The following is a 16,424-nucleotide window of genomic DNA, read 5'->3' on the forward strand; positions in this document are numbered from 1 at the left end:
GATCGGTTTGCCGTCATGACTCACGACGAGGTCCTTGCCGAGTTCCGCGCCGCCGGCGCCCTGCTCGAGGGGCATTTCATCCTGTCCTCCGGGCTGCGCAGCCCCGTCTTCCTGCAGAAGATGTTCATCTTCATGGATCCGGCGCGCACCGAGCGACTGTGCCGGGCGCTGGCCGAGAAGGCGCGCGCGGCCTTCGGCCCGATCGACTACGTGGTCTCCCCCGCCATGGGCGGCATCATTCCGGGATATGAGACCGCCCGCCATCTCGGCGCCAAGGCGATCTTCGTCGAGCGGGAGGACGGGCAGTTCGTGCTGCGCCGCGGCTTCTCCATTCCCGAGGGCGCGCGGGTGCTGATGGTGGAGGACATCGTCACCACCGGCCTGTCGTCGCGCGAGTGCCTCGCCTCCATCGCCCACCATCCGGGCAGAATCGTCGGTGCCGCCTGCCTGATCGACCGTTCGGGCGGCAAGGCTGATCTCGGCGTACCGTTCGTCGCCCTGGCGAGCCTCGACATCCCGAATTACGAGCCCGACAAGCTGCCGCCGGAGCTCGCCGCCCTGCCGGCCGTGAAGCCGGGCAGCCGCGGCATACAGGGAGCCAAGGCATGAGTGCCGCTTCGCCTGTCGTGGTGCCGCCGATCCGTCTCGGCGTGAACATCGATCACGTCGCGACCATCCGCAATGCGCGGGGCGGGGCCTTGCCCGATCCGCTGCGGGCGGCGGCGCTGGCGGCGGCGGCCGGTGCCGACGGCATCACCGCGCATCTACGCGAGGACCGTCGCCACATCCGCGACGAGGACATGCGGCGCCTCAAGGAGACGCTGGTCCTCCCGCTCAATTTCGAGATGGCCGCGACCCATGAGATGGTCGCCATCGCCACCGAGCTGAAGCCTCATGCCTGCTGCCTGGTGCCCGAGCGGCGCGAGGAGCGTACCACCGAGGGAGGGCTCGACGTCCTCGCCGGTGGCATCGACCTCGCGCACCGTGTCGAGCGGCTGGCGGCGGCCGGCATCCGGGTTTCGCTGTTCGTCGCCCCGGACGAGGACCAGATCGTGCGCGCGGCCGATATCGGCGCGGCGGTGATCGAACTGCATACCGGCGCCTGGTGCGATTATCGCGTCGCCGGCCGGCAGGAGGATGCCGCTGCCGAATTGGACCGGCTGATGCGGGCGGCCGACCAGGCCGTGACGCTCGGGCTGGAAGTGCATGCCGGTCATGGGCTCGACTATGCGACGGCGGAGATCATGGCCGCCAACGGCCATGTCCGCGAACTGAACATCGGCCATTTCCTGATCGGCGAAGCGATCTTCGAGGGGCTGGAGACGGCGATCCGGCGCATGCGCGCGGCGATGGCGCGCGGGCGGGCGCATCTGCGCCTCGGCGCCGCGGCGTGATGAGGCTGGCATGATCCTCGGCATCGGCTCCGACATCACCGACGCAAGGCGGGTCGCCGAAGTGCTGGAGCGCCACGGCGAGCGCTTCATCGAGCGTGTGTTCACGCCGGTCGAGCGGGCGAAGTCGGAGCGGCGGGCACGGCGTGCGGAAAGCTACGCCAAGCGCTTCGCCGCCAAGGAGGCTTGTGCCAAGGCGCTCGGCACCGGTCTCGCGCAGGGCGTGTTCTGGCGGGACATGGGGGTGGTCAACCTGCCGTCCGGCCGCCCGACCATGCAGCTGACCGGCGGCGCCCGGGCACGGCTCGACGCGATCACCCCGCCGGGCTTCGAGGCGAGGATCGACCTCACCATCACCGATGACGGCCCGCTCGCCCAGGCCTTCGTGATCATCAGCGCGGTGCCGAAGGCGGCTGCCGCTCCCGGAGCGTAACCTCCACCGATCGTGAAGTGCGCGCGTTGCCGCAGGCGTTTCGAGCGGTTATAGGGAGCCACGGCCTTGAGGCAGACGTGCCTTGGCGGGTGGCGCCGTGCCGGCGAAGAGCGGGACGGCTAAGCGGAAAGCACGATGAGCGCGACAACCGAACCTAAGAAGAAGGAAGGCGGCCTGGGCGAGACCGCCAAGGTCATCCTGCAGGCCTTCCTCATTGCCCTCATCATCCGCACCTTCCTGTTCCAGCCATTCAACATTCCTTCCGGCTCGATGAAGGAAACGCTGCTGGTCGGCGATTATCTCTTCGTGTCGAAGTTCAGCTACGGCTATAGCCGCTTCTCGCTGCCCTTTTCGCCGCCGCTGTTCGACGGGCGCATCCTCGGCTCGACGCCGAACCGGGGCGACGTCGTGGTGTTCAAGCTGCCGCGCGACGAGACCACCGATTACATCAAGCGCGTCATCGGCCTGCCGGGCGACCAGATCCAGATGATCGGCGGCGTGCTGCACATCAACGGCCAGCCGGTGAAGCGCGAGGACGCGGGTTACTGGATGGACGACGAGGGCGGCGGCCGGGTTCAGCGGGTGAAGCGCTGGATCGAGACGCTTCCCAACGGCGTCAGCTATTACACGCTGGATCTCGTCGACAACGGCTTCTACGACAACACGCCGGTCTACCAGGTGCCGCCCGGCCATTATTTCATGATGGGCGACAACCGCGACAATTCCACCGACTCCCGCGTGCTCAGCCAGGTCGGCTACGTGCCCTATGAAAATCTGATCGGCCGCGCCCAGGTGATCTTCTTCTCGGTCAAGGAGGGCGAGGCGGCCTGGCAGGTGTGGAAGTGGCCCTGGACGGTACGCTGGGACCGCCTGTTCTCGTTCGTGCGATGAGCCGGTCCTCCCGGGGCGGTGACGAACCCGTCGACCTCGCGGCCCTCGAGCAATCGCTCGGCCATGTCTTCGCAGACCCGTCCTATCTTACGCTGGCGCTGACGCATATCAGCGCCGTCACCGGGCTGCAGGGCAGCCGGGCGCGGGTGAAGTCCTATCAGCGGCTGGAATTCCTCGGCGACCATGTGCTCGGGCTCGTGGTCTCCGACATGCTCTATCGTGCCTATCCCGATGCTGAGGAAGGGGAGCTGTCGCGCCGGCTTTCCGATCTCGTCTGCGAGGAGGCCTGCGCCCAGGTCGCCGCCGAGATGGGAATCGCCTCCTTCGTGCGGCTCGGTGCCGGCGAGGAGCGCACCGGCGGCCGACACCGGCCCGCCATTCTCGCCGATATCGCCGAGGCGGTGCTGGCGGCGGTCTATCTCGATGCCGGCTTTCCGGCGGCCGAAAAGCTGGTGGAGCGCTTCTGGCGGCCGCGCTTGCAGCGGCACGGCGGGGCAGGGCGCGATCCCAAGACGGCGCTGCAGGAATGGGCGCAGGCGCGTGGGCTGCCGCCGCCGCATTATCGTCTGGTCGAGCGCGACGGGCCGGATCATAATCCGCAATTCCGCATCGCGGTCGAAGTCCCCGGATGGGAGATGGCCGAGGGGATCGGTTCTTCCAAGCAGGGTGCCCAGAAGGCCGCCGCGGCCGCCTTTCTCGAACGAGTTTCGTCATGAATGACACCGACGCCGATACCGGCGCCTCTTCCGAAGCCGCCACGCGCTGCGGCTTCGTCGCCCTGATCGGTGCGCCGAATGCCGGCAAATCGACGCTCACCAATGCGCTGGTCGGCACCAAGGTGTCGATCGTCTCGCACAAGGTGCAGACCACCCGCAGTCTGGTGCGCGGCATCGCCATCGAGGGCACGACGCAGATCGTGCTGGTCGATACGCCCGGCATCTTCGCCCCCAAGCGGCGGCTGGAGAAGGCGATGGTGCGCTCCGCCTGGGGCGGGGCGGGCGATGCGGATGCGGTCGCCTTGCTCATCGACGCGCGCGTGGGCATCACCGAGGAGGTGGAGGCCATCATGCGCGGCCTCGCCCAGGTGAAGCGCCCCCGCGCGGTGATCCTGAACAAGATCGATCTCGTGAAGCGCGACAGCCTGCTCGAGCTCGCCGCCAAGGTGGCCGAGCATATAACCCTCGACCGGGTATTCATGATCTCGGCGCTTGAAGGCGACGGGCTCGTGCAATTGCGCCAATGGTTGACCGAGGTGCTGCCGGAAGGGCCGTGGCTCTATCCCGAGGACCAGATCTCCGATGCGCCGATGCGCATGCTGGCCGCCGAGATCACCCGCGAGAAGCTGTTTCTCCGCCTGCACGAGGAACTGCCCTACCGCTCGACGGTGGAGACCGATAGCTGGCAGGAGCGCAAGGACGGCTCGGTGCGCATCGAGCAGACCATCTTCGTCGAGCGGGAGAGCCAGCGGAAGATCGTGCTCGGCAAGGGCGGCGACACCATCAAGGCGATCTCCATGGCAGCGCGCAAGGAGCTGACCGAGATCGTCGAGGCGCCGGTGCATCTGTTCCTGTTCGTGAAGGTGCGCGAGAACTGGTCGGATGATCCCGAGCGCTATCGCGAGATGGGGCTGGAATTCCCCGACGCGGACTGAGCGGCCGCAGCCGGGCGGGACGCCGCGATGGAATGGACCGACGAGGGCATCATCCTGGGACTTCGCCGCCACGGCGAGGCCAATGCCATCGTCGAGCTGCTCACCGCCGGGCATGGGCGCCATCTCGGGCTGGTGCGCGGCGGCGGGTCGCGCCGGCAGGCGCCGGCCCTGCAGCCGGGCAACAGCGTGCATGTGGCCTGGCGGGCGCGTCTCGACGAGCAGCTCGGCGCCTTCACCCTGGAGGTGACGCAGGCCCGCGCGGAACGGCTGATGCGACAGGCGCATTCCACCTTCGCCGTCAGCCATCTCGGCAGCCTGATCCGGCTGCTGCCGGAGCGCGATCCTCATCCCGATCTCTATGCGACGCTGGAGACCATCGTCGAGCATCTCGACGAGCCGTCGCTGGCCGGGATGATGCTGGCCCGCTTCGAGCTCGCCATGCTTGCCGAGCTCGGCTTCGGGCTGGAACTCGACAGCTGCGCCGCCACCGGCGGGCGCAACGACCTGCTCTATGTCTCGCCGAAATCCGGCCGCGCGGTGAGCCGCGACGCCGGCGAGCCGTGGCGGGCTCAGCTCTTCGAGCTTCCCTATTTTCTCGTCGGCGAGGTGGCGGAGCCGCCATTGCCGGCGGATCTGCGCGCCGCCTTCGAGCTGACCGGCCATTTCCTGGCGCGGCGGGTGTTCGACCCGCGCGGAAGCGAAATGCCGGGCACGCGGGCGGCGTTCCTGCAGGCCGTGCTGCGAGACGTCGGCCCCGGCCGGTAGGCGCCTGGCGGCAGGCTTTTGCCAACAAGCTTCTGGATAGAGGGGCGCGGCATGTGTTCGCGTCTTGTTCTTGTCGCGCATTCGCGGTAGCGAGAGATCATGGGAGAGGGACCGATTCCGACCGATGACGGCACCATCGAGCCTGTCGGCCTGAAGGCCGCGCTCGAGGAGCGCTATCTCGCCTATGCGCTGTCGACCATCATGCATCGGGCGCTGCCGGATGCGCGCGACGGGCTGAAGCCCGTGCATCGCCGCATCCTCTACGGCATGCGGCTCCTGCGGCTCGATCCGGGCGGTGGCTTCCGCAAGAGCGCCAAGATCGTCGGCGACGTGATGGGCTCGTTCCACCCGCACGGCAACATGGCGATCTACGATGCCATGGTGCGGCTGGCGCAGGATTTTTCGCAGCGCTACCCGCTGGTCGACGGCCAGGGCAATTTCGGCAATATCGACGGCGACAACGCCGCTGCCGAACGCTACACCGAAGCGCGGATGACCGAGGTGGCGCGCCTCATCCTCGACGGCATCGACGAGGACGCGGTCTCCTTCCGCCCGAATTACGACGGCACCGCCGAGGAGCCGGTGGTGCTGCCGGGCGGGTTCCCGAATTTGCTGGCCAATGGCTCGACCGGCATCGCGGTGGGCATGGCGACCTCCATCCCGCCGCACAATGCCGCCGAGCTGTTCGACGCGTGCCTGCACCTGATCGAGCATCCGCAGGCGACCACCGACGATCTCCTGCAATTCGTGAAGGGGCCGGACTTCCCCACCGGCGGCGTGGTGATCGAATCCCCGGCCTCGATGGCGGATGCCTATGCCACCGGCCGCGGGGGCTTCCGCCTGCGCGCGCGCTGGCACAAGGAGGAAACCGGGCGCGGCACCTATGTGGTCGTCGTCACCGAAATTCCCTATGGCGTCGCCAAGTCGCGGCTGGTCGAGAAGATCGCCGACCTGCTGAACGAGAAGAAGCTGCCGCTGCTCGCCGATGTGCGCGACGAATCCGCCGAGGATGTGCGCCTCGTGCTGGAGCCGCGGGCGCGCAATGTCGATGCCGAACTGCTGATGGAGAGCCTGTTCAAGCTCACCGAACTGGAGACGCGTTTCCCGCTCAACATGAACGTGCTGGTCGGCGGGCTGGTGCCGAAGGTGGTGAGCCTCGCCGAGGCGTTGCGCGAGTGGCTGGATCACCGGCGCGAGGTGCTGCTGCGCCGCTCGCGCCATCGCCTCGCCGAGATCGAGCATCGCCTGGAGGTGCTGGGCGGCTACCTGATCGCCTATCTCAACCTCGACGAGGTGATCCGCATCATCCGCGAGGAGGACGAGCCCAAGCCGGCGCTGATGGCGCGCTTCGAGCTCACCGACGTGCAGGCCGAAGCGATCCTCAACATGCGGCTGCGGTCCTTGCGCAAGCTTGAGGAATTCGAGATCCGCAAGGAGCATGACGCGCTCACCAAGGAGAAGGACGGCATCGAGAAGCTGCTCGGCTCCGAGGCGCGGCAATGGAAGACCGTCGCCTGGCAGATCGGCGAGACGCGCAAGATGTTCGGGCCGGAGACAGAGATCGGCCGTCGGCGAACCGGCTTCGGCGAGGCGGCGGCGCATGGCGCCGATGCGGTGATCGAGGCGCTGGTGGAGCGCGAGCCGATCACCGTGGTGGTGTCGCAGAAGGGCTGGATCCGGGCGCTGAAGGGCCATGTCGCGGATCTCGGCTCGCTGGCTTTCAAGGGCGATGACGAGCTGAAGCTCAGCTTCTTCGCCGAGACCACTTCGAAATTGCTGGTCTTCGCCACCAATGGCCGCTTCTACACGCTGGATGCCTCCAAGCTGCCCGGCGGACGGGGGCATGGCGAGCCGCTGCGCCTGACGATCGATCTCGAGCAGGAAGCCGACATCGTCGACGTCATCGTCCATCAGGGCGGGCGCAAGCTTCTGGTGGCGGCCAGGGAGGGCAGGGGCTTTGTCGTCTCCGAGGACGATTGCGTCGCCAATACCCGCAAGGGCAAGCAGGTGCTCGCCGCCGACGCGCAGGATGCCTGCAAGCTGGTGGTGGCGGCCGGTGACAGCGTCGCGGTGATCGGCGAGAACCGCAAGCTGCTCGTTTTCCCGCTGTCGCAGATCCCGGAGATGGCGCGCGGACGCGGCGTGCGGCTGCAGCGCTACAAGGACGGCCAGATGTCCGACCTGAAGGTGTTCACGCTCGCCGACGGCCTTACCTGGCTCGACAGTTCCGGCCGCACCTGGACGGTGAACGACCTGACGGAATGGCGTGGCGAGCGGGCGAGTGCCGGTCGCCTGCCGCCCAAGGGGTTCCCGCGCAATAACCGCTTCTGAGCCGGGTTTGTCGACATGCCGGTCGTCTCGTGACGGCCGGCGGTCACGCGCGGATGTCCGCCTATTCGGTGCTCTCGATCCGTTCCCAGCCATGGGCGGTGAGGCGTTCCTGCGGCAGGAACTGGCTCTTGTAGCCCATCTTGGCGGAGCCATCGACCCAGTAGCCCAGATAGACATAGGGCAGGCCCATTGCCTTGGCCTTGGCGACGTGGTCGAGGATGACGTAGGTGCCGATGGAACGCGGCGCCTCGTCCGGCTCGTAGAACGAGTAGACCATGGACAGTCCGTCGGCCAGGACGTCGGTGAGCGCCACCGCATAGAGGGCGCCCTGTCCGCGCCCGTGGATGGCGGTATCGGGTCCGCGGCGGCGATATTCCACCAGCCGCGTGCGCACATGGCTGTCCTCGATCATCATCGCATAGTCGAGCACGGTCATGTCCGCCATGCCGCCATCGCCGTGGCGGCTGTCGAGATAGGCACGGAACAGCGAATATTGCTCGGCGGTCGGCACGGCGGCCCGCATGTCGCCGACGAGATCGGCATTGCCCTTCATCACCCGGCGAAAGCGGCGTGACGGGGCGAAATCGTCGACGACGATGCGCACGGAGACGCAGGCGCGGCAATGCTCGCAGGCCGGGCGATAGGCGATGGACTGGCTGCGCCGGAATCCGCCATGCGTCAGCACGTCGTTGAGCTGCGTCGCCCGCTCTCCGACGAGATGGGTAAACACCTTGCGTTCCTCGCGCCCCGGCAGATAGGGGCATGGCGAGGGAGCCGTCAGATAGAATTGTGGCGTATCGCGAGGATGTTCCGTCACGGCAGTTTCGATGTTCGACTGTGGAGAGGATTGCGCGAGCCGGCCGCGGCGTCAAAGGTAGAAATGCGTATCGCGCGAAAGTGTCACCGCCGGCGCAGGGCGTTCGCACGCGCCTCGGTGTTCGTGACCACGGTGCCGAGCAGCAGGTCGTGCAGCAGACGCTTGCGGCTGTTGAAAAGTCCGACGATCACCACCAGCGGCGTCAGGACGCTGAACGACACCCAGAACAGCACCACGCTCAGCACGGCGAGCAGCGTGTACATCGGCGGGCCGTACCAGAGCCGCATCTCGATCTCCATCACGCGCATGCCGATGGTCGCCGAATCGCGGCCACCGAGCGTGAGCGCGCTATAGACCAGGGCCCAGATGGCGAAGCCCGGGCTCAGCAGCCCGAACAGCAGCCAGCCGAGCCCGAAGGTGACGAAGCCGGAGACGAAGATCACCAGCGCGGCGAGGCCGACCGGCACGCAGATGATGAAGGCATCGATCAGAAAGGCGACGAAACGCCGCCAGAGGACCCCGCGGAAATATTCCGGCTCGGCCACGGGGTCGTAAGCGTAGGGCCTCGGCTCGGCCGAGCCGCCAAACGCGAAGGGATCAGACATGGAGGTCTCCCGCTGCATCCCTTCACAGATGGCCCTCGGCCGCTCCGCCGGCAAGGCCGTATCGCGACCGGATCAGTTCCCTGACTGCCAGTCGATGCGCACCACGTCCATGCCTTCGGCCAGCAGGGAGCGGTGGACGTTGTCGGCATGGGCGCGGTCGCGGGTCTCGACCGTCACGTCGAGCCGGGCGCCCTTGGCGTGCACATCGAGGAAGTGGCGCTTGTGCTCCACCTCCAGAATGTTCGCGCCGAGACTGCCGAGCAGGGTCGATATGATGCCGAGCTCGCCGGGCCGGTCGAGCATGGAGAAGCGGAAGGAGACGATGCGCTCCTCGCGCTCCAACTCGCGCAGCATGATCGAGGCCACGGTGCGCGGATCGATATTGCCGCCCGACACCACCAGGCCGACATTGCGGCCGCGATAGCGCTCCGGTTCGGCGAGCAGCGCGGCGAGGCCGCCGGCACCGGCGCCTTCCGCCAGCGTCTTCTGCTGGGTGAGGAACAGGTTCACCGCCCGCTCGAAGGTCGGCTCGTCCACCAGCACCACGTCGGACACCAGCGCCGAGACGATCTCGCGGGTGAGCACGCCGACATTCTTCACCGCGATGCCCTCGGCCAGCGTCGTGCCCTCGCAGGGCAGGCTCTGCTGGTGCAGGGCGTTCCACATCGCCGGGTAGAGCGTGGTTTCCACGCCCACCAGCTCGATGTCGGGACGCAGGTGACGCGCCGCCACCGCCATGCCGGAAATCAGGCCGCCGCCGCCGATCGGCACCAGCAGGACATCGAGGTCGGGAGCATCTTCCAGCATCTCGGCGGCGATGGAGCCCTGGCCGGCAATGACGTGGCGGTCGTCATAGGGATGGACCCAGACGAGGTTCTCATCGCGCGCGATGCGGTCGGCCTCGATGCTGGCATCCGCGACCGTCTCGCCATGCAGCACCACGCGGGCGCCATGCGCCTCGGTCGCCGCCACCTTCACGATGGGCGTGTGCTTCGGCATCACGATGGTGGCGCGGATGCCGAGACGGGCGGCGTGATAGGCGACCGCCTGCGCGTGGTTGCCGGCCGACATGGCGACCACGCCGTGGGCACGTTCTTCGGCGCTGAGGCTGGCGAGCTTCACCAGCGCCCCGCGTTCCTTGAAGCTCGCGGTGACCTGCAGGTTTTCATATTTGACGAAGACATGGGCGCCCGTAATCGCCGACAGGCGCGGCGCCGGCAGCGTAGGCGTGCGCAGCACCGCGCCGGTCAGCACATGGCGGGCTGCGGCGATATCGGCGGGAGATACGGGAAGGGTCATGAAACCACTCAGAATTCGCGCGGCCGCGGGGCCGCATTGTTGAGAAGCCCGCCGGGCCGCAATACCAGGAAAGCGGCCAGAAGGGCGTAGATGACGAGATCGCGATAGACGATGTCGAAGGCCGCCGACCACACGATTTCGACGCCGGCGACGATGACGGCGCCGAGAAAGGCGCCCGGCACAGAGCCAATGCCCCCGATGATGGCCGAAATCAAGGCTTTGAGCGTGATGGTCAGCCCTTCCCCTGGCTGGACCGTGCCATAGGCGATCACGCTGACCGTGCCGGCGAGCCCGGCGGCGGCACCAGCGATCAGGAAGGTGCCGCTGCGCAAGGCGGGGGCGCGCACGCCGAGGAGCGTCGCCATCAGCGGGTCGTCCGCATAGGCGCGCCAGGCGCGGCCGAAGCGGGTGAAGGCCATCATCCCGAGCAGGATGGACGCGCCGACGAGGCTCAAGCCGGCCGCCAGCATCTGCGCCGCGGTGACCGTCGCCACGAAGCCTTCCCCCTCGCCGGCGAGCGGGAAGGGGACGTTGAGCAGCGGCGGCAGCCAGTTCAGGCGCGAGGGGGCGGTGATGCGGGCCGCCTCCGCCAGCACGATGGCGACGGCTATGGTGCCGATCAGCACGGTTTGCGGCGAGCGGGAGGCGGCCGTCAATGGCAGGACGACATAGCGGCCGACGAGCCAACTTATTGACATGGAGGCAATAATTCCGACAGCCAGCGCGAGCGTGAGATCGCCCGGCCCCAACCGTCCCGCCATGCCGGCCGTGCCGATGGCGATGAGCATGTAGACGCCGCCGGCGACCGCGATCTCGCCGAAGGCGAGATTGATGCGGCCGAACAGGCCATGGACGAGGGCGAAGCCGGTGGCGACCAGGCCGTAAATGCCGGCGAGGGTGGTGCCGTTCATCGCCTGCTGCAGCCAATAGGCCTGCCTCGCGGACAGCGCCAGCCAGGCGGGCGGGAGGGCGCGAGCCGGCGGCTCGGCCAGCCACCAGCGCTTGATCATGTAGAATTTTACGTCGCTTAGCGGGCCGGCGTCGGTGTCCACACCCGTCAGCGTGGCGCGGGCGGCGCCGGTCTGTCCGGCAAAACGGCAGACAATCCAATGGGGTAGCGCGCGTGCGCCGAGGCGCACCCGATAGGCGAGCCGCAGCGCATCGGCCCCCGGCACCGGCACGAGAGACACCTCTTCGATGATGGCGCCTTCGTCATGCAAGGCGGGGGCGACGTCGCGGCAGATGCGCGCCTGATCGGCATCGATCACCGAGCCGCAACCCGCCAGAAGCAGGCCGAGACAGAGTACGGTGAGGTGTATGATGAGGCGCATGGACCGGCGATCAGTGCAGCCGCCGCCGGCCCGGCGCGGATCAGGCCTCGCGGGCGAGCTTCTCGGCGACGCGGGGGGCGAAATAGGTGAGCACGCCGTCGGCGCCGGCGCGCTTGAAGGCCATCAGGCTCTCCATCATCGCCCTCTCGCCGTCGAGCCAGCCATTGCGGGCCGCCGCCTCGATCATCGCGTATTCGCCGGACACCTGATAGGCGAAGGTCGGCAGGCCGAACGTGTCCTTCAGCCGCCAGACGATGTCGAGATAGGGCAGGCCCGGCTTCACCATCAGCATGTCCGCGCCTTCCTCGATGTCGAGGGCGGCCTCGCGCAGCGCTTCGGTGCCGTTGGCGGGGTCCATCTGATAGGTGCGCTTGTCGCCCTTGAGGCAGCCGGTGGAACCCACCGCGTCGCGGAACGGGCCGTAGAAGGCCGAGGCGTATTTCGCGCTATAGGCGAGAATTTGCGCGTCGAGGTGGCCCTCGGCGTCCAGCGCGCGGCGGATGGCGCCGACCCGGCCGTCCATCATGTCCGAGGGCGCGATGACGTCGGCGCCGGCCTCGGCCTGCACCAGCGACTGCTCGATGAGCACCGCGATGGTCTCGTCGTTGAGGATGCGCCCATCCGGCGACAAGAGGCCGTCATGGCCGTGGCTGGTATAGGGATCCAGCGCCACATCGGTGATGAGGCCGATCTCCGGCACCGCGTCCTTGATGGCCCGCAGCGTGCGGCAGACGAGGTTGTCGCGGTTCAGCGCCTCGCGCCCGTCGACGGTGCGCAGCTCCGGGTCGGTATAGGGAAACAGCGCCAGCGCGGGGATGCCGAGCCCGGCCGCCCGCTCGGCCTCGCGCACCGCCTGGTCGACCGAGAGCCGCTCGACGCCGGGCATGGAGGAAACCGGGGTGCGGGCGTCGGAGCCGTCCATGACGAAGATCGGCCAGATGAGGTCGGCGACGGTCAGCGTGTTTTCGCGCGTCAGCCGGCGCGTCCAGTCGGCCTTGCGGTTGCGGCGGGGGCGATGCGTCAGGTCGAGGCGGGTGGCAGCGTCGGGGCGGCCCATCGGGTCGAGGTTCACCGGGCGCGGGCGGGCGAAAGGAATGGGCATGTCGCACTCTTCGAAGCCAGTTTCGAACACTTATAACGTCATAAAAGCGTCGAAGCGACCTATTCGCCCGAACGATTGCGCATTCGCGCGAAATATGTCGCAGGTCATGATGACGCGGCCCGGATGCGGGGCCGGCCGGCCTGGAGAGCATGAATGACAGTCGAGCCCATCGGCATTCGCTTCGAGACCTCGGGAAGCGCCGGAATCATCACGCTGGACCGCCCGAAGGCGCTGAACGCCCTCGATCACGAAATGGTGAGGGCGATGCGCGCGACGCTGGATGCCTGGGCCGAGGATCCGGCGGTGGCGGTGATCGTGCTGCGCTCGGCGCAGGAGCGGGCCTTCTGCGTCGGCGGCGACGTGCGGGCGATGCACGATCTCGGCCGCGCCGGGCGCACCGAGGAGGCCCGCAGCTTCTGGCGCGACGAATACCCGCTCAACCATCTGATCTCGCGCTATCCGAAACCTTTCGTGGCGCTGGTGGACGGGCTGTGCTTCGGCGGCGGCTTCGGCATTTCCGGCCATGCGCGCTATCGCGTCGCCGGCGAGGGGCTGGGCTTCGCCATGCCGGAAGTGGCGATCGGCCTGTTCCCGGATGTCGGCGGCACCTATGTGTTGCCGCGCCTGCCGGGCTGGAGCGGCACCTGGCTCGCCATGACCGGCGCCCGCATCGGCATGGCCGACGCCATGGCGCTGGGGCTCTATACCCATCATGTGCCGGCGGAACGCTGGCCCGATCTCGTCGCGGCATTCGCTGGGGGACACGAGGTCGAGCCGACGCTGGCGCGCTTCGCCGCGGTGCCGCCGCCGCCGCCGCTCGGCCCGCTGTTTCCCACCATCGACCGGGTGTTCGCCGGCGGCAGCGTGGCGGCGGTGATGGCGGCGCTCGACCATGCCGCGACGCTGGAAGGCGCGGAGGGCGCCTTCGCCGCCAAGCAGGCGGAGACGATCCGTCGCGCCTCGCCGACCAGCGTGCATATCGCCTTCCAGCAGATGCAGCACGGGCTGGCCCACGACCTTGCCGGCTGCCTGACGCTGGAATTCCGGCTGGTGACGCGGGTGCTCGCCCAGCACGACTTCTATGAGGGCGTGCGGGCGGTGCTGGTGGACAAGGACCAGAGCCCGCGCTGGCAGCCCGCGCGGCTCGACGAGGTGGACCCCGCCGCCATCGCGGCGATGTTCGACGAGCCCCTGCCGGACGATTTGCTGCTGACGTGACGCGATTTTCGGCTATTGAGGCAGAATGAGCACACTTTACGATCCGATCGACGCCACCCTCGGACCCGCCGGCGCCGCGATGCCGCCCTGGCAGCGGCGGGTGCTGCTCTATCTGCGCGGGCTGGCCGGGCTGCTGCTCGTCAAGACCATCTATAGCTGGACGCTGATCTGCGGCGTGTGGGACGGCGAGACCAGCCGCTTCGAGATGCTGTCGCTGGCCGCGCAATCGGCGGTGATCTGGGCGGCGATCATGAATCCCGTGGCCGCGGTGGGCCTGTGGCTGGGCGCCGCCTGGGGCGTGGTGCTGTGGCTGGTGACCGCCATGGTGCAGATCCTGATCAACGCCTCGGCGCCGGAGGGCGTGGGCCGGCTGTTCATCGTCGCCGCCTTCGAGACGGTGCTGGTGGCGATCTATGCCTGGCTCACCTACAAGGCCGGCCGCGAGGCCGAGCGCTGAGGGCGAGGCGCCGGAAAAGCAAGGGAACCGCAGGGCTTAACCCTTTGTAAGGCATGGGCGTTTGGATTCGATTCATCCTTCCGCTTAAACGGACTTTCAGACGCCCCCCGGAATATGGAACGACACAGAGGGAGGGGCCTCACGCGGAGACATCCGCGCGGGGCGCAACCCCCCAACAGGTCGAGCCGGGGTGTCGAACATGAGAAGCGCAGCACGGGCGCTGAAGCCCGTACCCGACGAAGTACCGCAGGACGCGATCACGCCGCTCTACCAGGAGGCGCTGACGCTGGTGGAGCGGCTGCACCGCCGCCTGCTGGACGTGGTGAAGGACGAGTTCGACCGGCGCGGGCGCTCGGACGTCAACCCGGTGCAGGCGCTGCTGCTGTTCAACATCGGCGATTCCGAGCTCACCGCCGGGGAACTGCGCACCCGCGGCTATTATCTCGGCGCCAACGTCTCCTACAATCTGAAGAAGCTGGTGGAGACCGGCTATCTCGACCACCAGCGCTCGCGGGTCGACCGGCGGGCGGTGCGCATCAGCCTGACGCCCAAGGGCGAGGAGGTGCGCGACATCGTCGGCTCGCTCTATGCCAAGCATGTCGCCACCATCGAGCAGATCGGCGGCATCGGCTCGCAGGATTTCCAGGTGATCAACAAGGCGCTGCAGCGGCTGGAGCGCTTCTGGACCGACCAGATCCTCTACCGCCTGTGAGCGCGGGCCGCCCGCGGGGCGGCGAGGGCGAAGCCCTCGGCGGGAGCCGGCCCGGGCGCGCGACGGGTGCGCGCGCGGGGGCGAGGTGCCGGGCGGGGCGGAAGAGGGCGGATCGACCGGGAAGCCGGCGTCGGTGCCACGCCGCGCGCCGCCCCGGGGGCGAGCTCGCGGGAGGCTGGGTCCGGTCGGAGCCGTTCTGTCGGCGGCGAACCTCCTTGAGGATGCATGAGGCCACGCCGCCGAGGTGCGGGGGGCCGCGCTTGCCTATATCCGGCCGCGCGGGCCGCGCGCGGCGACCGGCAGGCTAGGAGGCGATGTGCTCCTCCGGCTGTTCCTGCTGCGGCTCCTGCTCCGGGTCGCTCTCCCCGGGGGCTGGCTTTCCCGCCAGCCCTTCGAAGATCCCGAACAGCGCGGAGCTGATGCGGTCGCTGTTGATGTAGGCGGCGCGGCGCATATAGGAGCCGACCAGCTGCCGGTGCGGCTCCGGCTCCAGCTTGAAGGCGTTCCTGACCGCCTTCTTCAGGCTCATGAAGCTGTTGGGCTGGTAGAAGAAGCGATGCCCCGCCGGCGGGATCACCTCGCGGTAATAGGCGGTGTCGGGAGCCACGATGACGGCGCCGCCCTGCAGCGCCACATGCGCGACGCCGGAATTGATGGTGTCGTGGTCGGTCAGCAGGATGCACTTCGCCCGGTCGAAATAAAGCGGCAGGTCGGCATCCTCGATGCGATCCGCGACCAGGGTGATCCTCTTGTTCTGCGCCACGGATTTCCGCAGGTAGTCGACATATTTCTCGTCGTCGGACTGGCCGGCGATGACGAGCGGCGTCTTCGGGATGTGGAGCTCGTGGAACCGCACGAACCATTCGAGATTCTTGTACGGCAGGATGCGCCCGAAGATCAGCACGGCGTTGCGCGCGGCCTCGAAGGACGGCCGAAGCTCATAGGCCTTCAGATAGGACGGGTGCGGGAGAAAATAGTGCCGCTCCGGGTCGATCCCGGCATCCAGCGTGTCGACATAGCGCAGGGATTCGATGTTCTGGTGCAGGATGGCGCTCGCCGCCTGCATGATCTTCTTCCGCATCATCTCCAGGTGATGGGTGAAGAGATCGCTATGGGGGTGGGCGTTGTGCACCATCCAGACGATGCGGCCGCCCGATTGCGCGTATTTGCGCAGGTCGCGAATGTAGCGGGTGGCGACGGACCGGGCCTGGAAGGCGGAATCCACGCCGCTGAAGATCTGCTCCTCCCAGTTGATCAGCACCACCTCCGGGATGGGGGCCTCGTTGATCTGGGCGATCTTCTTGTTGCTGATCCGGGAGACGGTCACCGACGGCGGGCAGCAGGAGAGGAGCAGGTCCATATAGGGGTTGGATCGGCTCGAGCCGGTCACCGCGATATGCCGCATGCTCGTGGTCTCCCCG

At 68.0% G+C, this 16,424-nt stretch carries 17 protein-coding genes; 11 read left to right on the top strand and 6 right to left on the bottom strand.

The features are described from left to right. Positions 1-15: 15 nt before the first annotated feature. From pyrE to parC, 8 genes are all read left to right on the top strand, one after another. Positions 16-609 (top strand): orotate phosphoribosyltransferase, encoded by a 594-nt coding sequence (gene pyrE / locus KHC19_RS23945; RefSeq protein WP_213356047.1) that lies wholly within the window; start codon positions 16-18, stop codon positions 607-609. Beyond that, on the top strand, positions 606-1,394 hold the full coding sequence (locus KHC19_RS23950) for a pyridoxine 5'-phosphate synthase (RefSeq protein WP_213356049.1): 789 nt from the start codon (positions 606-608) through the stop codon (positions 1,392-1,394). Before pyrE ends, KHC19_RS23950 begins: the two co-directional genes overlap by 4 nt. Before the next feature lie 10 nt (positions 1,395-1,404). Continuing rightward, complete coding sequence (gene acpS, locus KHC19_RS23955) at positions 1,405-1,824, top strand: holo-ACP synthase (RefSeq protein WP_213356050.1); 420 nt, start codon at positions 1,405-1,407, stop codon at positions 1,822-1,824. A 135-nt stretch (positions 1,825-1,959) separates the two neighbouring features. Then, a complete protein-coding gene (gene lepB, locus KHC19_RS23960) occupies positions 1,960-2,715 on the top strand; it encodes a signal peptidase I (protein ID WP_213356051.1) in 756 nt (251 codons plus the stop codon). Beyond that, a complete protein-coding gene (gene rnc, locus KHC19_RS23965) occupies positions 2,712-3,431 on the top strand; it encodes a ribonuclease III (RefSeq protein ID WP_213356052.1) in 720 nt (239 codons plus the stop codon). Before lepB ends, rnc begins: the two co-directional genes overlap by 4 nt. Beyond that, the gene (gene era / locus KHC19_RS23970; protein ID WP_213356053.1) at positions 3,428-4,366 is read left to right on the top strand and encodes a GTPase Era; all 939 of its coding nucleotides are present in this window, start codon (positions 3,428-3,430) and stop codon (positions 4,364-4,366) included. Before rnc ends, era begins: the two co-directional genes overlap by 4 nt. A 27-nt stretch (positions 4,367-4,393) precedes the next feature. Further along, entirely contained in the window at positions 4,394-5,131 is a 738-nt protein-coding gene (gene recO, locus KHC19_RS23975; RefSeq protein ID WP_213356054.1) for a DNA repair protein RecO, read from the top strand. Between the two features lie 99 nt (positions 5,132-5,230). Further along, positions 5,231-7,462 (top strand): DNA topoisomerase IV subunit A, encoded by a 2,232-nt coding sequence (gene parC, locus KHC19_RS23980; protein WP_213356055.1) that lies wholly within the window; start codon positions 5,231-5,233, stop codon positions 7,460-7,462. 61 nt (positions 7,463-7,523) lie between these two features. On the opposite strand, the gene KHC19_RS23985 is transcribed toward parC, so the two are convergent. The 5 genes from KHC19_RS23985 to hemB form a co-directional block, all read right to left on the bottom strand. Continuing rightward, positions 7,524-8,279: an arginyltransferase gene (locus KHC19_RS23985; protein WP_213356056.1), complete on the bottom strand. Its 756-nt coding sequence runs from the start codon at positions 8,277-8,279 to the stop codon at positions 7,524-7,526. Positions 8,280-8,362: 83 nt separating this feature from the next. Next, a complete protein-coding gene (locus KHC19_RS23990; protein ID WP_213356057.1) occupies positions 8,363-8,884 on the bottom strand; it encodes an RDD family protein in 522 nt (173 codons plus the stop codon). Positions 8,885-8,956: 72 nt separating this feature from the next. Next, positions 8,957-10,183: a threonine ammonia-lyase gene (locus tag KHC19_RS23995; protein WP_213356058.1), complete on the bottom strand. Its 1,227-nt coding sequence runs from the start codon at positions 10,181-10,183 to the stop codon at positions 8,957-8,959. A gap of 8 nt (positions 10,184-10,191) precedes the next feature. Then, positions 10,192-11,514: a branched-chain amino acid ABC transporter permease gene (locus KHC19_RS24000; RefSeq protein ID WP_213356059.1), complete on the bottom strand. Its 1,323-nt coding sequence runs from the start codon at positions 11,512-11,514 to the stop codon at positions 10,192-10,194. A gap of 40 nt (positions 11,515-11,554) precedes the next feature. After that, entirely contained in the window at positions 11,555-12,616 is a 1,062-nt protein-coding gene (hemB, locus tag KHC19_RS24005) for a porphobilinogen synthase (protein WP_213356060.1), read from the bottom strand. A 153-nt stretch (positions 12,617-12,769) separates the two neighbouring features. Between hemB and KHC19_RS24010 the strand changes: the two genes are divergently transcribed. From KHC19_RS24010 to ldtR, 3 genes are all read left to right on the top strand, one after another. Continuing rightward, on the top strand, positions 12,770-13,834 hold the full coding sequence (locus KHC19_RS24010; protein WP_213356061.1) for an enoyl-CoA hydratase/isomerase family protein: 1,065 nt from the start codon (positions 12,770-12,772) through the stop codon (positions 13,832-13,834). A gap of 25 nt (positions 13,835-13,859) precedes the next feature. Beyond that, positions 13,860-14,291: a DUF6163 family protein gene (locus tag KHC19_RS24015; RefSeq protein ID WP_213356063.1), complete on the top strand. Its 432-nt coding sequence runs from the start codon at positions 13,860-13,862 to the stop codon at positions 14,289-14,291. Positions 14,292-14,490: 199 nt separating this feature from the next. After that, on the top strand, positions 14,491-15,003 hold the full coding sequence (gene ldtR / locus KHC19_RS24020) for a transcriptional regulator LdtR (protein WP_213356064.1): 513 nt from the start codon (positions 14,491-14,493) through the stop codon (positions 15,001-15,003). Positions 15,004-15,307: 304 nt separating this feature from the next. Here the strand turns inward: ldtR and KHC19_RS24025 are convergent, their stop codons facing one another. Then, on the bottom strand, positions 15,308-16,408 hold the full coding sequence (locus KHC19_RS24025; protein WP_213356065.1) for a glycosyltransferase: 1,101 nt from the start codon (positions 16,406-16,408) through the stop codon (positions 15,308-15,310). Positions 16,409-16,424: the final 16 nt, after the last annotated feature.

This window comes from Ancylobacter oerskovii (assembly GCF_018390555.1).
GTDB classification, from domain to species: domain Bacteria; phylum Pseudomonadota; class Alphaproteobacteria; order Rhizobiales; family Xanthobacteraceae; genus Ancylobacter; species Ancylobacter oerskovii.